Source organism: Sorangium sp. So ce296 (genome assembly GCF_051529605.1).
Lineage (GTDB): Bacteria > Myxococcota_A > Polyangia > Polyangiales > Polyangiaceae > Sorangium > Sorangium cellulosum_D.
Genome location: NZ_CP150325.1, coordinates 12,977,849 through 12,994,129, shown reverse-complemented (window position 1 = coordinate 12,994,129; position 16,281 = coordinate 12,977,849). Strand labels below are relative to the sequence as shown.

Annotated in this window: 13 protein-coding genes; 9 read left to right on the top strand and 4 right to left on the bottom strand. The window is 73.3% G+C overall.

The features are described from left to right. Nucleotides 1-21 precede the first annotated feature (21 nt). The 9 genes from WME98_RS47950 (at nucleotide 22) to WME98_RS47910 (ending at nucleotide 10,970) form a co-directional block, all read left to right on the top strand. Complete coding sequence (locus WME98_RS47950) at nucleotides 22-672, top strand: hypothetical protein (protein WP_437948244.1); 651 nt, start codon at nucleotides 22-24, stop codon at nucleotides 670-672. Between the two features lie 23 nt (nucleotides 673-695). Next, complete coding sequence (locus tag WME98_RS47945; protein ID WP_061621626.1) at nucleotides 696-2,138, top strand: M16 family metallopeptidase; 1,443 nt, start codon at nucleotides 696-698, stop codon at nucleotides 2,136-2,138. After that, nucleotides 2,135-3,499: a M16 family metallopeptidase gene (locus WME98_RS47940; RefSeq protein WP_061621625.1), complete on the top strand. Its 1,365-nt coding sequence runs from the start codon at nucleotides 2,135-2,137 to the stop codon at nucleotides 3,497-3,499. The genes WME98_RS47945 and WME98_RS47940 overlap by 4 nt, the downstream gene beginning before the upstream one ends. Nucleotides 3,500-3,922: 423 nt before the next feature. After that, nucleotides 3,923-4,936: a collagen-like protein gene (locus tag WME98_RS47935; RefSeq protein WP_437948243.1), complete on the top strand. Its 1,014-nt coding sequence runs from the start codon at nucleotides 3,923-3,925 to the stop codon at nucleotides 4,934-4,936. A gap of 65 nt (nucleotides 4,937-5,001) precedes the next feature. After that, on the top strand, nucleotides 5,002-5,517 hold the full coding sequence (locus tag WME98_RS47930) for a hypothetical protein (RefSeq protein ID WP_437948242.1): 516 nt from the start codon (nucleotides 5,002-5,004) through the stop codon (nucleotides 5,515-5,517). An 86-nt stretch (nucleotides 5,518-5,603) separates the two neighbouring features. After that, entirely contained in the window at nucleotides 5,604-6,977 is a 1,374-nt protein-coding gene (locus WME98_RS47925) for a tetratricopeptide repeat protein (RefSeq protein WP_437948241.1), read from the top strand. A gap of 284 nt (nucleotides 6,978-7,261) precedes the next feature. Beyond that, complete coding sequence (locus WME98_RS47920) at nucleotides 7,262-8,725, top strand: serine/threonine-protein kinase (protein WP_437948240.1); 1,464 nt, start codon at nucleotides 7,262-7,264, stop codon at nucleotides 8,723-8,725. 62 nt (nucleotides 8,726-8,787) lie between these two features. Continuing rightward, nucleotides 8,788-9,747 (top strand): PEGA domain-containing protein, encoded by a 960-nt coding sequence (locus WME98_RS47915; protein WP_437948239.1) that lies wholly within the window; start codon nucleotides 8,788-8,790, stop codon nucleotides 9,745-9,747. Further along, nucleotides 9,747-10,970 (top strand): lipoprotein receptor, encoded by a 1,224-nt coding sequence (locus WME98_RS47910; protein ID WP_437948238.1) that lies wholly within the window; start codon nucleotides 9,747-9,749, stop codon nucleotides 10,968-10,970. The genes WME98_RS47915 and WME98_RS47910 overlap by 1 nt, the downstream gene beginning before the upstream one ends. A gap of 46 nt (nucleotides 10,971-11,016) precedes the next feature. On the opposite strand, the gene asnB is transcribed toward WME98_RS47910, so the two are convergent. The 4 genes from asnB to nadE all read right to left on the bottom strand — a co-directional run bounded on the left by asnB (nucleotide 11,017) and on the right by nadE (nucleotide 16,249). Beyond that, complete coding sequence (gene asnB, locus WME98_RS47905; RefSeq protein ID WP_061625353.1) at nucleotides 11,017-13,035, bottom strand: asparagine synthase (glutamine-hydrolyzing); 2,019 nt, start codon at nucleotides 13,033-13,035, stop codon at nucleotides 11,017-11,019. Between the two features lies 1 nt (nucleotide 13,036). Continuing rightward, nucleotides 13,037-14,629 (bottom strand): class I adenylate-forming enzyme family protein, encoded by a 1,593-nt coding sequence (locus WME98_RS47900; protein WP_437948237.1) that lies wholly within the window; start codon nucleotides 14,627-14,629, stop codon nucleotides 13,037-13,039. 20 nt (nucleotides 14,630-14,649) lie between these two features. Beyond that, nucleotides 14,650-14,910: an acyl carrier protein gene (locus tag WME98_RS47895; RefSeq protein ID WP_061625355.1), complete on the bottom strand. Its 261-nt coding sequence runs from the start codon at nucleotides 14,908-14,910 to the stop codon at nucleotides 14,650-14,652. 364 nt (nucleotides 14,911-15,274) lie between these two features. Further along, a complete protein-coding gene (gene nadE, locus WME98_RS47890) occupies nucleotides 15,275-16,249 on the bottom strand; it encodes an NAD(+) synthase (RefSeq protein ID WP_437948236.1) in 975 nt (324 codons plus the stop codon). Nucleotides 16,250-16,281 lie beyond the last annotated feature (32 nt).

The window sequence follows — 16,281 nt, the reverse complement described above, 5'->3', positions numbered from 1 at the left end:
CCCCGCCCGTATAAGCCGCCCATGCAGCCCGCCCCCGCCCGCCCGCGCGCTCGCCGCGCGGCGCTCCCTGTCCTCGCCCTCGGCCTCGCCGTCCTCGCGTGCGACGATCCGCGCGCCCCGGCGCCGGCGGCGTCCGCCTCGGCTCCCGCTGCTCCCGCGCCGGAGGCCGCGGCCAGCGCCGCGCCGGCGCCCAGCGCCGCCCCGGCCCCCGCGACGGCGCAGGCCCCGAAGCGGGACATGCCGCCGCGGCCGGTCCCGATCGGCTCGAGCGGGCCGATCCAGCCGAGCGCGCCGGCCGAGCAGCAGATGATGGCGATCCAGTACACGCTCGCCATGGTGTCGCCGCAGCCGACCGATCCCCTCGTGGACAAGGCCTACCTCGAGGGCATCCTGCCGAAGCTCGCCGCCGCGGCGCGCACCGCGGACAAGGGCAAGACGCCGCCCGACCCGGTGAAGGCGACCAAGGGGAACCGGAAGATCGAGGTCGATATGGGCAAGGGGTGCACCGAGCGCACCCCGTCGAACCTGCTCGCGCAGCGGGCAGGCTCGTCTCTCAAGGCGGCGTACGACGCCGGGATCCTCGTCGTCTCCTGCCACGACGCGCTGTGGGAGTGCCACCAGTCGACGCGGGATCCGGACGACGTCCTGTGCCACGCAGCGCCGCGGCGCTGAGCGTGGTATGGGCTGCGTCTGCCATGCAGGAGACGCTTGCCTACTCGGTCCCCGGCGCCAACGCGCTCCCTCGACCGGATCCGCTCGCCGAGATGCTCGCCGAGCTGAACCAGAACCGCCCGCCGCTCGCCCGGCTGCGCCACGACGCCACCATCGCCTTCGGCCCCGCCATGCGCGTCGAGCGCTTCTTCCTCGGCAACGGGCTCAAGGTGCTCGTGCTCGTCGACGCCTCGGCGCCCGTGGTCTGCTTGCAGACCTGGTTCGGCGTCGGCTCGCGCCACGAGCGCGTGGGCAAGACCGGCATCGCCCACCTGTTCGAGCACCTCATGTTCGGCGAGACGGAGAGCGTCGCCCACGGCGCGTTCGACCGGATGCTCGAGGAGGCCGGCGCCGAGACGAACGCGGCGACGTTCCTCGACTGGACGTACTACCACACGAACCTGCCGAAGGACGCGCTCGAGCTCACCCTCCGCCTCGAGGCGGAGCGCATGGCGCGGCTCGTCCTCCGCGACCCCCAGGTGTCGAGCGAGAAGGAGGTCGTCGCCAACGAGCGGCGGCAGCGGGTCGACGACGACGTCGACGGCGCGGTGAGCGAGCTGCTCTACAAGGAGGCGTTCACCAAGCACGCCTACGGGTGGCCCACCATCGGCTGGATGGCGGACATCAAGGGCTTCACGACCGACGACTGCGTCGAGTTCTACCGGACGTACTACGCGCCCAACAACGCGGCGCTGGTCATCGTGGGCGACGTCGCGCTCGATCAGGCGCTCAGGGCGGTGCAGGACCACTACGGCGCGCAGGAGCCGTCGAAGCTCCCGGTGGAGGACGTGTGCCCCGAGCCGCCGCAGGTGGCCGAGCGCCGCGCCGAGGTGGCGAAGCCGACCGCGACGCACAAGGTGGCGATCGGCTACCGCTCGCCGGCGCTCGGCGACTTCGACCACGCGCCCCTCGTGCTGCTGAACGAGATCCTCTTCGCCGGGCGGTCGTCGCGCGTGCACCGCGCGCTCGTGCAGGAGCAGGAGATCGCGAGCGAGATCCGCGGCTGGGTCGGCTCGTTCCGCGACCCCGCGCTGTACGACATCTACCTGTCGGCCCGCGGCGCCCACACCGGCGACGAGCTGCTCGCGGCCCTCGACCCGCTCCTCGAGGCGGTGTGCCGCACCCCGGTCGCCGAGGCGGAGCTCGACCGGGCGAAGGCGCGCATCGAGCTCTCGGTCCTGCAGGGGCTCGAGACCGTCGCCGGCAAGGCCGAGCAGATCGGCTTCTACGAGACGGTGCTCGGCGATCCCGCGGCCCTGTTCGAGCGGCTCGGGGCCTACCGGCGGGCGACCGTGGGGGATCTCCTGCGCGTGGCGCGGCGCTACCTCGTGACGTCGGCGCGGACCGTGATCCACGTGATCCCGGACGGGTCGGGCGACGAGGACGACGAGGGCGGCGAGGACGCGGAGAGCGAGGAGGCATCGTGACCCAGAGCGTGAAGGGCGCCGTCGCGTGGGGCGCCGAGGGGCAGGGCAGGGGAGCGCCGGGCGCGCGCGTCGCGCCGCGCGACGGCGCGGTGCTCGTGGAGACGAGCCACGCGCTCCCCATCGTCAGCATCGTGGTCGCGTTCCGCTCCGGCTCGGCGCACGATCCGGTCGGGCGCGAGGGGCTCGCCCGGATCACGGCGCGCATGCTCCGCCGCGGGGCGGAGGGCTACAGCGCGAACGAGATCGAGGAGACGATCGACGCGCTCGGCGGGGAGTTCGGCGCGGACGTGGCGACGAGCGCGACCACGGTGCACTTCGAGGTGATCAAGCGCTCGCTCGACAAGTTCATCGAGCTCGGGGCCACGCTCCTCGCGCGCCCGACGTTCTCGCCGCCCGAGCTCGCGCGGCTCCTGCGCGAGGCCGAGGCCGAGCTCATCGAGGCGCGCGACAGCGATCGCGCGCTCTGCAGCCGCGCCTTCCGGCGGACCCTGTTCGCGGGGCACCCCTACGGCCGGCGCATCGCGGGCACCATCCCGACGCTGCGGGAGATCACGCGCGACGACGTCGCGGCGTTCTACGCGCGGCACTACACGCGGCGCAACGCGCTCGTGGCCATCTCGGGCGACATCGAGCCCGGCGAGGCGCACCGGGTCGCCGAGCGCCTCCTGTCCGGCCTGCCCGAGGGCGAGGCGATCCCCGATCCGGTGACGGATCCCCCGGCCAGGCCGGGGCGGTGCCTCGTGTTCGTCGACAAACCCGAGCGGACGCAGACGCAGATGGTCATCGGCGGGCTCGGCACCGACGCGCACGACCCGGATCACATGGCGCTCCTCGTCGCGAACACCGCCTTCGGGGGCACCTTCTCGTCGCGGCTGATGCAGGAGGTGCGGGCGAAGCGCGGCTGGTCCTACGGGGCCTCGTCGCGGGCGGGCTTCGACCGGCACCGCGACGCCTTCACCATGTGGACCGCGCCCGCGGCGCAGGACGCGGCCGCGTGCCTCTCCCTGGAGCTCGGGCTGCTCGAGGCGCTCCGGCGCGACGGGATCACCGAGGACGAGCTCACGTTCGTGAAGCGCTACCTCGTCCGCTCCCACGCGTTCGAGATCGACACCGCGAGGAAGCGCGTGCACCAGAAGCTCGAGGAGATCCTGTACGACCTGCCGGAGGGGTACCACGAGACCTACCTGAAGCGGGTCGAGGAGGTCACCCTCGAGGAGGCGAACGCCGCCGTGCGGCGCCGGATCTCCGAGGACGATCTCGTGATCGGCGTCGTCGGGACCCACGCGGAGATCGGCGAGGCGGTCGCCGCCGCCGTCGCGAGGCTGACCGAGGTGAAGGTCGAGCCGTTCGACCTCGAGTAGCGCGGCGCCGGCGATCTCCGGCGGGCTCGCCCGCGCAGCGGATCGGGGCGCGTCCGCTCGAGGCGCACCCCCGCGCGCCGGGCGCGCGCCCGGCCCGGACGCTCGGCCCGCGGCGGCGCCGCCCCGGCGACGCCGCGTAGCGGTCAGCTCTGCCCGGAGAGAGCCCCCATGAAGGCGGGAAGGCGGGAAGATCATTAGGGTTTTCTTCCCGCCTTCAGGTTCAAATTCGACCACTACCAACGCGAGCGCGACCGCAACCGGCCGGTGACCTCCGGCATCCAAGGCGCTGCTCCTTCGCGAGATAGGGCAGAGCTCGCCGCGCCCGAGGATTTCCGGCCCCCCGGGCCGCGCTCGTCCCGCGCGCGACGTGCGCCGCGGCGCTCCCTGGCGCCGGCTCGCGAGGGCGAACGACGGGAGCTCGCGATGAAGGCACGAACGATCAACGCGCTGGTCCTCGCGGCGGCGACCGCGCTCTCCGGGCCCGCCGCCGCGGCGGTCCCGCTCACGATGACCCATCAGGGGCGCCTGTTCGATGCGGCAGGACGGCCCATCGACGACACGCTCGAGGTGGTGTTCGCGTTCTATGACGCGGTCGACGCCGCCGTGCCCATCTGGAGCGAGATCCACACCGTCACGTTCGACCACGGGTACTTCTCGGTCGACCTCGGCGAGCTCACGCCCGTGGACAGGCCGGTGTTCGAGGGCACGGCGCGCTACCTGGGCATCCGGGTGGGGGACGATCCCGAGATGACCCCGCGCGCCAGGATCGCGAGCGTCCCGTACGCGCTCCTGGCCAGCAACGTCGCCGGCCCCATCACGCCGAGCTCCATCTCGGTCGGCGGCCGCCTCGTCATCGACAGCGGCGGCATGTGGGTCGGCGACCCGGTCGGCCTGCAGGGCCCGCCCGGTCCCGCCGGTCCGATCGGGCCTGCGGGGCCGCCGGGTGGGCCGGGCGAGCCAGGGCCGCCGGGCGAGCCGGGGCCGCCGGGCGAGCCGGGGCCGCCGGGTCTCCCGGGGACGGCAGGGCCGCCGGGGCCGCCTGGCGTGGTCTCGAGCACCTCCGTTTCCGGCGTGGGCGCCGACCCGCGGGCAACGCTGCAGTTCCTCGCTGCGCCTGCCACCGTGAGCGTGACCGACCTGGGGCAGCGCGTCTTCGTCGTGTCCAACAAGGCGCTCGGCGCCGCGGCGTCCCCCGCGGACCGGCTCTTTCTCTGGATCTGCTCCCAGCAGATCCAGCCGCTCGGCGACATCCACCCGACCGGGACCGGCGTGTACGCGCTCCGGGTCCCGGCGAACACGAGCGTCAGCATGGGGCTGAGCGCGGTGCTCTCGCTGCCCCCCGGCCAGTACAACGTGGGCCTCTGCGGGAGCTCCGAGAGCCCGTTCTGGACCAACAACGACTATTCCTACACCTCCGCCGTCGTCGCCATGGAGTAAGGTCGGGCGGGGCGGCCAGCCCCGCGCCGCGCGGCCTGCGCGGCGCCTGGACGGCGATCTCCACCATGCAGAAGGAGCTGATGACCCCCGCGGCGATCCTGCTCGGCAGCGTCGTCATCGCGACGGGTCTCTACCTGGGGCTCCAGCGCCCGGCGCCCTCCTCCGGGCCGCCGCCCGCGGGCGCGGAGGCCGCGGCCGCCTCCGTGAAGTCCCCGCCGGCGCCGGCGGACGCACAGTCGCAACCTCACCCGGCCCCGGCCGCGGCCCCGCCGGCGCTGCCGCGCGAGCTCTACAAGCGCGTCGAGGCGGACGCCGTGAAGGCGCTCGAGGCGCGGCGGCCGCAATTCCTGAAGCGGTGCTGGGAGCCCTCGGTCCGGAAGAACCCAGCGCCGCCGCGCGCCAAGTACCTCTTCAGCATGACCTTCGACGAGTCCGGGAAAGAGATCGCCCGCGGCATCAGCGAGGTGCGAGGGATGGAGCGCCCCGACGCCGCGCAGTGCCTCCGGATGATCCCGCTCGGGATCGGCGTGCCGCCGCCCGGGACGCGCGTCGCCGTCGAGATCGAGATGGTCCTGCCCTGAGCGCGCCGCCCCCGCGGAGCGCTGGCCGCCGCCGCGCCGCTCGGGCGCCGGTTGGTCCGCGGGGGGCCGTGGGCTAAGGTCACGCCGTGCCCTGGCTCGCCGAGCTCGCCCTGCACCTGAGCCGCGCGCTGCACCTCGCGGTCCTCGCGATCGCGCCCACGTGGCTCTCGCCCGAGCCGCTGCCGCCGTCCGCGCTCGCGCTCTCCGGCGCGCTCTCGGCGGCCGCGCTCGCGGCGGCGCTCGGCCTGTCGGCGTGGTTCGCCGCGCGGCTGGACACGCGGCTCGCCAGGAACGGCGCGGCGCTCCTCTGGCTCGCGATCGCGGCGGCGCTCGCGGTCCCGCTCTACTACCGCGGGCCCCGCGCGCCGCTCGCGCAGGGGGCCGTGCTCGTCGCCGTGCCGCTGTGGGCGGCGCTCGCGACGCTCGCCGCGGCCGCGGCGGAGCAGTGGCTCGGCTCGGCCTTCAAGCACCGGCGGATGGGCGCGGCCATCGTCGTGATCGGCCTCGGCGCCGTCCAGCTGGTCGGGGCGGCGCCCCTGCTCGGGTCGCCCGAGCGGATGTGGTGGGCGGCGCTGCGCCGCGACGGCGCGCACCTGCGCGCGGTCGACGAGCTCGCGAGGCCGCTCCTCGAGCGGCGCAAGCTCGACGAGCTCGACGCGGTCGCGGCGCGCTGCCTGAAGATGCACCCCGCCGCGGCCGCGCCCGCGGCGCCGGCCACGTGCGCCTGCCTCTCGCTCCGCGCCGAGGCGAGGCTGCACTCCAGGAACGCCGTCGCCGCGCTCCGCGACGCGGAGGCGGCGCGCGAGCGATGCCCGGAGCAGAAGAGCGCGCGCGCCGTCCTGGCCGAGGCGCTCGCCGTCGCCGGCCGCCCCGAGCGCGCGCGCGCCGAGGCGCAGGCCGCGCTGGAGGACGGCGGCGATCCGTCGCGGCTCCGCTACGCGCTCGCCCTCGCGCTCCAGCGCGAGGGCCGCCTCTCGGAGGCCCGGGCCGAGGCGGAGCGCGCGATCGAGGCCGGCGCTAGCCGGAAGGCGCAGCTCCTCGCGGGCGCGCTCGCGATCCTCGCCGGGGATCTCGACGGGGCCAGGGCGCGCCTCGCGCCGCTCGCCGAGCAGGATCCCTCGGACGCCGAGGCGCTCTACAACCTCGCGCTCGTCGCCGACAAGCGCGGCGACTACAACGGCGCGCGCCAGGGCTACCTCGCCGCCCTGAAGGCCGATCCGAGGAACGCCGACGCGCGCTACAACCTCGCGCTCCTGACGTTCCGCGCGGGCATCCTCGAGGAGTCGCGCCACCACGTGCGCAAGTTCATCGACGCGTTCCCGGACGATCCGCGGGGCCAGAAGCTCGCGCAGACGACGGGCACGTCGCTCGGCGCCGCGGGCGGGGGCAGCGCGCCTCCGGCTCCGTCCGGCGCGCGGCGGCCTCCGCAGGAGCCCGCGGCGAGCTCGGGCTCGCGCTAGGCTCGCGCTTGGCTTGCGTCAGGACAGCGCGCCCGAGGCGCATCACGAAGCGCGCGCCCGAAGCGCGTCACGAAGCGCGCGCCCGATGACCCGCGCGCTTCGTAACGCGCGGCACAAGCCGCGCCCGCGGCGACGTCGTCCGGATGCGGTTTTTCACGGCGCAAACGTGACCCTGGACGGCCATCTGTGATATCCGAGAAGGTCTGGGAGGCTCCGTGACACCCGCCGCGGGGAACACCGTTGCCGATCGCTTTCGCCTGGTGCGTCCGCTCAGGCAAGGCGGGATGGGCTCGGTGTGGCTCGCTCAGCACATCGGCCTCGACATCCCGTGCGCGATCAAGTTCATGCACGCGCAGGGGGTCTCGAAGGAGGTGCGGCTCCGCTTCGAGCGGGAGGCGAAGGTCGCAGCGCAGATCCGGAGCCCCCACGTGGTGCAGATCCTTGACCACGGTGTGTGGCAAGGGACGCCGTACATCGCGATGGAGTACCTCGACGGCGAGGATCTCGACGCCCGCATCCAGCGGGTGGGGCGGCTCGACCCGTACGACACGATGGCGATCACGGCGCAGGTGGCGCGCGCGCTCACCCGGGCGCACGCGGCCGGCCTGGTCCACCGCGACCTCAAGCCGGCCAACATCTTCCTCGTCCGGGACGACGACCGCGAGATCGCCAAGGTGCTCGACTTCGGCATCGCGAAGGACAGCACGCCCCGGGTCACCTCCACGACGAAGACCGGCTCGCTGCTCGGGACCCCCGCGTACATGAGCCCGGAGCAGGCGCAGGGGACCAAGAGCATCGATCACCGCTCGGACCTCTGGTCGCTCGCCGTCGTGGTGTTCGAGTGCCTGACCGGCAAGCTCCCGTTCAACAGCGAGGCGTTCGGCGATCTGCTCCTCAAGATCATGGTGAAGCCGCTGCCCGTGCCGTCGCAGCTCGCCCCGGTGCCGCCCGGCTTCGACGCCTGGTGGGCCCGCGCGGCGTCGCGCGAGCCGGAGGCCCGCTTCCAGAGCGCGAAGGAGTTCTGCGACGCGCTCGCGGTCGCCCTCGACGTCGCGAGCGACAGCTTCGAGTCGAGGACGAGCATCGTCGGCCCGCTCCGGCCGTCCGGCGAGCGCATCTCGGTGGAGCTCGGGTTCTCGCCGCGGTCGAAGGAGAGCGCCACGCTGGTCGACCCGGGGCCCGACAGCGCCGCGCCGTCGCTCGCCGACGCGGCGACGCTGGTCGCCTCGTCGGAGGCCGAGGCCGAGCGGATCTCGGCGAGCTCCGGCAGGACGGTGTCCTCGCCGGGGGAGGCGGAGGCGGCGGGCCGCCAGATGCGGTCGCACACCGCCAGCGCGCTGGTCTCGGTGGTGTCGCCCCCGGTCCGGCGGCCCATCGTCGGGCGGGCGCTCGCCGCCGCGGGGGCCTGCGCGGTCGTCCTCGCCGCCGTCGGGTTCTTCGCCCTGCGCGGCGCGGGCCCCACCGACCCGGCTCAGCCCCTCGCGCAGCCGGCGCCGCCGTCGTCGATGCCGTCGGCGCCCGGCGCGCCGCCGGGGCCCGACGCCGCGGCGTCGGCCGCCGCGCCGGCGAAGGAGCCCGAGCCGCCCGCCTCCGCGGCCGGCTCTGCCGCGCCGGCGCCCCCGACGTCGACGGCGGCGCCGCGCGGCCCGCGCGCGCCCGCGGCGCAGCCCGCTCCGGCGAGGCCGCGCGCCCCGGCGCCGGCGGGCAGCGCGCGCCGCAAGCCGAAGCCGACGGACTTCGGCATCTGAAGTTCACCGCAGCACCTCGCACACACCTCGCTCGTATGGCTCGTCGACTAGGGATCGCTTCCTTGCTGCTCGCGCTGACCTGCGCGCCCGCCGCGCTGGCGCAGGTCTCGGACGCCGATCGCGCGACGGCGCGCTCGCTCGCCGTGGAGGGCCAGGAGGCCCTCGACCGGAAGGACTTCTCCGCCGCGCTCGATCGGTTCCGCCGCGCCGACGCCATCATCCACGCCCCGACGCTGCTGCTCGGCGTCGCGCGCGCCCAGGTGGGCCTGGGCGCGTGGATCGCGGCGCAGGAGTCGTACAGCCGCATCGTCCGCGAGGGGGCGCCGGAGAAATCGCCCGAGCAGTTCTTCGAGGCGATCGCGGCGGCCCAGCGCGAGCTCGACGCGCTCGCGCCCCGGATCCCGCAGGTGCTCATCTCGGTGCGCGGGCCGGAGACCGCCGCCGTCACGATCGACGGCGAGCCCGTGCCGCGCGCCGCGCTCGGGGTCAAGCGGCCGGTCGATCCCGGCGACCACACCGTGCGCGCCGAGGCGGCGGGGTTCGCGCCGGTCGAGGCGAAGGTGACCCTGGCGGAGGGCGCGAGCGAGACCGTCGCGCTCGAGCTCAAGCCGCTCGCGCCGCCGCCCCCGCCCGCGCCGCCGCGGCCGGTCGCGCCAGCGCCCGACGCGGGCCCTGGCGCTGCTTCGGGGGGCAGCACCCGCACCGTCCTGGGGATCGCCGCGCTGGGGCTCGGCGGCGTCGGCCTCGCGGCCGGCGCGGTGGGCGGCGTGCTCGCGATCGGCAAGCACCGCGACCTCTCGGACCGCTGCCCTGCCGACCGGTGCGACCCGTCGCTCCAAGGCGACGTCGACAGCTACCATGCGATGGGCACCCTCTCGACGATCGGGTTCGCGGTCGGCGCCGCGGGCGTCGGCGTCGGGACGTTTCTTCTCCTCACGGCGCCGAGCTCGCCGCAGCGCGCCGGGATATCGATCACGCCCGTGATCGGGCTCGGCTCCGCGGGAGCGAAGGGGACTTTCTGATGCGCCACGCGTTCCGGGTCGGCTTGATGCTCAGCGTTGCCGTCGCGATCGCTCCCGCATGCACGAGCTTGCTCGGGGACTTCGCGGTGGGGGAAGGGGGCGGCGCGAGCTCGTCTGGCGGGTCCTCCGGCGGGTCCTCGGGGTGCGCGGCCGGCCTGGCGGACTGCGACGGTGACGGCGACTGCGAAATGAGCGTGGACGCCGACCCCCTGAACTGCGGCGCCTGCGGCGCGATATGCCTGAACGGCGGGACGTGCCGCGACGGCAGCTGCAGCGGGGTCACGGAGATCGCGCGCGGGTACCCGACCCCGGACGACGCGAACGGGAGGCACCTCTTCATCTACCGGGATGAGGTCTACTGGACGGCCGGCGAGAGCGCGAACGGCAGCGTGCAGAAGGTGCCGGTCAACGGCGGGCCGGTCACGCTCCTCGCCGACGGGCAGAACACGCCGTACGGGATCGCGGTCAACGAGCACGGCGTCTTCTGGGCCAACCTCAACGCCAAGAACATCATGTGGGTGGATCGCGAGGGAGCAGAGGACCCGAAGGAGATCTTCGACTCGAACTTCGCGACCCTCGGCGTGGCGGCGGACGACCGGGAGGTGTTCTGGTCCCAGCGCTCGGCGGGCATCGGCATGCCCGGGAGAGGGAGCCTCATCGGCCAGATCACGATGCCCGACGGATGGCCGGACGACCGGTTCCACGAGGACGAGCGCGCGTCCCCGCACCTCATCGCGCTCGACGAGGAGTTCGTGTACTGGGTCGATCGGAGCGCGCGCGGCACGGTGAACCGGACGCGGCGAAGTAACGGCCAGACGGACAGGCTGGCGGACAACCAGTCGTTCCCGTACGCCATCGCCGTCGATGACGCGTTCGTCTACTGGACCAACAGCCCGCGCGGCGGCAACGCCGGCGAGGCGGAAGCCGCCGTGATGCGGGCGCGGAAGGACCGCGCGGGGGAGCCGCAGGCGCTCTGGAGGCCCGCCGACGACGACATGGCGCACCCGTCCCCGGACTGCATCGCCGTCGACGATGCGGAGGACGGCTTCGTCTACTGGACCGATCAGGGGACCCCCCGCGTCCTGCGCAAGCGCAAGGACGGCTCGGGGCGGCAACAGGTGCTGCACGAGGGCGGCAGCCCGCGCGGGATCGCGCTCCACGGCGGGTTCGTGTTCTGGGTGGAGGAGCAGGGCTCCGGCGGGGTGCGCAAGCGGCCCCTCTGAGGAGGGGCGCCCGGCGCCGCCTCGCCCGGGCGCCGGGCGCGCGGGATCAGCCCGCGGCGTCGCGCAGCCGGTCGACGTCGACGCCGAGACGGCCCGACGTGTCGTCGGCGGCCGAGACGACGCGCGCGCCCTGGATGATGTCGCGCGCCATGAGCTGCGTGGAGAGGATGGCGCAGAACGCCATGTCGTCGGTGTTGCTCATCGACTTGCCGCCGGTCTTGCGGCACTTCGCGACCAGCGACGCGACCGGCTGCGGCTGCCAGATGCCCGCGTCCTTGATGGCGTCCGGCGACAGGCACGTCTCGACGTAGTCCGGCGACCCGCCCCCGAAGAACGGCTGCACCACGGGCGCGCGGTACGGCTGCTTCTTCCGCGCGAGGACGCCGGGCGGCAAGAGGTCGCCCATCGCGCGCTTGAGCACGTGCTTCTCGTCGAGCGTGCGGAGCTTGAGCGCGTCCGGCAGCGCGTCCGCCACGTCCATCACGTTGGGATCGAGGAACGGGAAGCGACCCTCGACCGAGTTCGCCATCATCATGCGCTCGCCCTGCGAGGAGAGCAGGTAGCCCGAGAGCAGGGTCGCGATCTCCAGGTACTGCGCGCGCGCGAGCGGCGTCCAGCGCATGAAGTCCGCGGGCAGCTGCTCCCTCAGGCGATCGGCGGCCGCGGTGTCGGCGACGCCCTCGCGCATCGCCGGGTCGAGCATGAGCTTGATGCGGCTCGTGGCGTCCCACCGCGGGCGGTGGGAGTAGAACGGGTCGCCCGTCTGCGCGAGGTTCCGCCCGAAGAAGGCCTTCGCCATCTCGACCTGCGCGACCGGCGACCGCTGCAGGTAGGGGTAGAGCCGGAGGAGGAGCTGGGGCCGGAGCTTGCTGTCCGGGTGGCGCGCCCAGAAGCGGCGGACGCGGTCCTCGCGGAAGATGTCGTAGCCGGCGAAGAACTCGTCGGCGCCCTCGCCGGTCAGCACCACGCGGTAGCCGCTCTGCCGGACGAGGCGCGCCAGGATGAACAGCGGCGCCGGGGCGGTGCGCAGGAGCGGGGCCTCGGCGTGGTAGACGACGTCCGGGAAGACGCGGGCGATGTCGGCGTCGCCGCACTGGATCGAGGCGTGCGACGTGCCGAGGTGCGCGACGGCGTCGCGCTGGTGCTCGGCCTCGTCGAACTCGCGCTCGGCGAACTCGACCGAGAACGTGCGCAGCGGCACCTCGCGGTTCGAGGCGATCAGCGCCGCGACGATCGTCGAGTCGAGCCCGCCGCTCAGGTAGCTGCCGACGGGGACGTCGGCGCGCAGGCGGATCGTCGAGCCGCCGCGGACCGCCTCGCGCACGCCCGAGACGAGCGCCGCCTCGTCGCCGACCGACCCGCGCGCGCGCTCGACGGGGAACTCGGGCCGGAAGCGGATCGAGACGCGCGGCGCCACGTCGCGATCGAGATCGAGCGTCGCCACCGAGCCCGGCGGGATCTGCTGGATGCCCTCGTACGGGGTGAGCGGGGCGACCGGCGCCCAGAACGTCAGGGCCTCGTCGAGCCCGTCGCGGGAGATCGCGCGGGGGATGGTGGGGTCCTGGAAGAGCGACTTCACCTCGCTGGCGAACCGGAGGACGCCGCGGTGGACCGTCCAGAAGAGCGGGTTGATGCCGACGCGGTCGCGCGAGAAGAAGGCGCGCCTCCGCTTCACGTCCCAGAGGACGAACGCCCACTGGCCGTTCAGCCGATCGACCATGGCCTCGCCGTACTCGGCGTAGGCGTGGATCAGCGCCTCGGTGTCGCTCTTGGTCCGGAAGTGGTGGCCCTTCGCCGTGAGCTCCTCGCGGAGCTCGATGTAATTGAAGATCTCGCCGTTGAAGCAGACCCAGAGCGTCTCCTCGGCGTTGGCCATCGGCTGCCAGCCGCCGTCGAGGTCGATGATCGACAGGCGGGCGTGGGCCAGCGCGACGTGGCGATCGCGGTAGATGCCGAAGCCGTCGGGGCCGCGGTGGCGGAGCGCCCGCGCCATCCTGAGGGCCAGGTCGCGGTCGGGGTTCGGCGCGTCGGAGCGTAGGTTGATCAGGCCGGCGATACCGCACATATCAGATGAGCTCGCTCTTCTTGACTTTGCCGCTCGCCGTCTTGGGGAGCGCGTCCATGAACTCGACGAACTTCGGCACGGCGACCTCGTCGAGCTCGGACCGCACCTTCTTGCGGACGTCGTCGGCCGTCACCGCGGCGCCCTCCGCCTTCACGACGGCGGCCTTCACCGCGACGCCGAGCACCTGATCCGGCACGCCGACGACCGCCGCCTCGATCACGCCCGGGACCTTGCAGATCACGGACTCGACCTCGAGGGGGCTCACCTTCTCGCCGCGGGTCTTGATGATGTCGTCCTTGCGCGCGACGAAGTAGAGGTACCGCTCCTCATCCATCTTGAAGAGGTCGCCGGTGTGGAGCACGACCTCGCCCGGGAGCGGCCCCGGCCGGAGCGCGCGCGCGGTCGCGTCGGGGTTCTTCCAGTAGCCGCGCATCACGTTGGGCCCGCGCACGACGAGCTCGCCCACCTCGCCCGGCTCCGCCCGCGTGCCGTCCTCCCGCTCGATCCAGAGCTCCTCGTTCGGCATCGCGATGCCCACGGAGGACGGCCGCTCCAGCGCCAGCGACGGCGGCAGGTAGCAGACCCGCGTGCACTCGGTCTGGCCGTACATCGCGAAGAAGGAGACGTTCGGGAGGAGCTCGCGCAGGCGCAGGAGCTGCGGCGCGGGGAGCCCGTACGCGGCGTTCGTCATGTAACGGAGCGCCGAGAGGTCCGCCTTCGCGAAGTTCTTGAGCGACAGCATCGAGGCGAAGATCGTCGGCACGCCCGCGAAGCCGGTGGCGCGCTCGTCGGCCAGCTTCTGGACGATCGGCCACGGCATGGAGAAGCCCTTCTCGAGCACGACGGTCCCGCCGAACGCGTGCGTCACGAGCAGCTGGAAGAGCCCGTAGGTGTGCGACAGCGGCAGGACGCAGAGGATCACGTCGTCCGCCGTGTGCTCGAGGTACGCGCCGATCGCCGCGCTGCTGTTGCGGAGGTTCTGGTGCGTCAGCATGACGCCCTTCGACTCGCCCGTGCTGCCGCTCGTCCAGCAGAGGGTCGCGAGGTCGAGCTCGATCGCGCGGCGCTCGGGGGCCTCGCTCGGCGCGCCGGCCAGCGCCTCCTGGAAGTCGCGCGCCTCTGGCGAGGGGCCGGCCGCGGCGGCCGGGGGCGCGGCGCCGCTCAGGAACGTCGCCGCCGGCCTCGCGGCGGGCGGGAGCTCGGCCACGGCCGCGAGCCCATCGCGCATGCTGCGCGCCGCCACGAGCGCGCGCGGCTCGGCGAGCTCCATGACCTGCCCGAGGCGCCGGGGTCGCATCGCGGTGCCGAGCAGCGACGGCACCCCGTCGGCCCGGAGCGTGCCGTAGTAGGCGACGACCGCGTCCACGCCGTTGTCGAGCGCGATCATCACGCGATCGCCGCGCTGCACGCCGGACGCGCGGAAGAGGGCGGCGCAGCGGTCGGCGAGCGCGTCGAGCTCGCGGTACGTGAGCCGCCGCCCCTCGGCGACCAGCGCGACGTGGTCGGGGCGCGACGCGGCGAACGATCGCAGCGCGGAGTCGATGAGGAAGCGATCCGAGCGCGGATCGCGGCGAGCGGTGTGCTGCGTGCTCATGCGCCCCCCGGGTGTTCGGGCTAGTTGCTGCTCTTCTTCCCGTTGACGTAGGTCACGAGGCGGGCGATCGAGCCGAAATTCTCCGGCACCATCTCCTCGTCGGCGACCTGGATGCCGAGGTCCTGCTCGAGGAACTGGACGATCTCGAGGACGGCCGTCGAGTCGAGGATTCCTTGATCGAGCAAAGGGACCTCGGCCCCCAGATCGGCGGTAGCGCCCCTGTATCCGAACGAGGCGACCAGGAAGTTGCGAATCGTCGATTCGATGCTGGAAGTGCTCATGGAGTTAACTTCTACGTCTATCACCCCCCAGGCTTACCTGTCGAGGACACTCGGAGGAGCCGCGCGCGTGTCCTAGCGCGCGTCCCAGCGCGTCGCGCGGATCGCCCGAGGGCGCTGTCCCGTCGCTGTCCGGCGCTGGCCGCCGCGGGATGGGCGCTGCCGAGGTGAGAGTCGCGACTCGCGATCTCGTCGCGAGTCCGTCGTGGTCGTGGGGCGCTCTCGCGAGCGCGCCCTGCCGCTCACGTCCTTGTTGGCCTTGTTGATCTCGCGCACGCTGGCCGCCATGTTTCCGGTCGGTTTCGCGCCCGGAGCAGCGCCGTCGGGCGCGTGTGTCGTGGGCGTCGGGCGCGCGGCGCGCGGATCGTCAGGCGTGGCTCAAATCGCGGACGAGCTGCGGCTGCGCGTGGAGGTACTGCGCCACGCGGCGCTTCGCCTCGATGTCCTTGAACACGCGCTCGACCTGCGCCGGCGTGATGCCGACGGCGGGCGCCGCCTCCGCGGCCGGTACCTTGTTGTTGTAGGCGTAGAGGCAGAGGTCCATCTTGTCGTAGGGGAGCGCGAAGTAGAACTCGTCCTGTCCCTGCGGCAGCGAGAACGTGTCCGTCGTCGGCGCGCGCCTGCGGATGTCCGCGGGGACGCCGATGTGCTCGGCGAGCGCGTAGACCTGGCTCTTGTACAGGTGCGCGATCGGCTTGAAATCCGCGGCGCCGTCGCCCTGCTTCACGAAGAAGCCCTGATCGTACTCGAGCAGGTTCGGCGTGCCGGCGACGGCGTAATTGAGCCTGTCCGCGTGGTAGTACTCCATCATCTTGCGGATGCGCTGCTTGAAGTTCGTCGCGGCGACGAGCTGCAGGTACGCGTTCAGCGGCATCCGCTTCACCCGCGGCTCCTCGCCGGGCGGCTGCGCCGTCAGCTGCGAGACGTTCAGCCGGTCGCTCTCGAGGATCGAGGGCAGGGTGATCTTGAACTTCCAGCTCTCGGTATAGTCCGGGTAGACCATCCGGATCGCCTCGTCCTGCCGCTCGTAGCAGCGGAGGCCGGTGAGCGCGGGCTTGATGTTCTCGATGACCGACTCGATGCCGAGGTGCTCGGCGAGCATCTTGCCGAGCCGGAGCGCGTCGTCCGAGGTGTCGCGCTCGGGCATGAAGATGCCGAGCACCTTGTCCTTGCCGAGCGCGCGAGCGCACAGCGTCGAGACGACGGAGCTGTCGATCCCGCCCGAGATCCCGACCACGGCCCCGCGCCGCCGCAGCGTACCGAATACCTGATCCCGGATGGCCTGCTCGATCTCTTGCGCTACCGCCGGGGCATCGATCTTGAGGACGTCTCGCGAAAACATGGTTGGCATCCACCCTTTCAAAAAGATGGACC

Coding starts and splice junctions, on each gene's coding strand:
- WME98_RS47950 (WP_437948244.1), top strand. CDS start 22: ATGCAGCCCGCCCCCGCCCGCCCGCGCGCTCGCCGCGCGGCGCTCCCT.
- WME98_RS47945 (WP_061621626.1), top strand. CDS start 696: ATGCAGGAGACGCTTGCCTACTCGGTCCCCGGCGCCAACGCGCTCCCT.
- WME98_RS47935 (WP_437948243.1), top strand. CDS start 3,923: ATGAAGGCACGAACGATCAACGCGCTGGTCCTCGCGGCGGCGACCGCG.
- WME98_RS47930 (WP_437948242.1), top strand. CDS start 5,002: ATGCAGAAGGAGCTGATGACCCCCGCGGCGATCCTGCTCGGCAGCGTC.
- WME98_RS47920 (WP_437948240.1), top strand. CDS start 7,262: ATGGGCTCGGTGTGGCTCGCTCAGCACATCGGCCTCGACATCCCGTGC.
- WME98_RS47910 (WP_437948238.1), top strand. CDS start 9,747: ATGCGCCACGCGTTCCGGGTCGGCTTGATGCTCAGCGTTGCCGTCGCG.
- asnB (WP_061625353.1), bottom strand. CDS start 13,035: ATGTGCGGTATCGCCGGCCTGATCAACCTACGCTCCGACGCGCCGAAC.
- WME98_RS47900 (WP_437948237.1), bottom strand. CDS start 14,629: ATGAGCACGCAGCACACCGCTCGCCGCGATCCGCGCTCGGATCGCTTC.
- WME98_RS47895 (WP_061625355.1), bottom strand. CDS start 14,910: ATGAGCACTTCCAGCATCGAATCGACGATTCGCAACTTCCTGGTCGCC.
- nadE (WP_437948236.1), bottom strand. CDS start 16,249: ATGTTTTCGCGAGACGTCCTCAAGATCGATGCCCCGGCGGTAGCGCAA.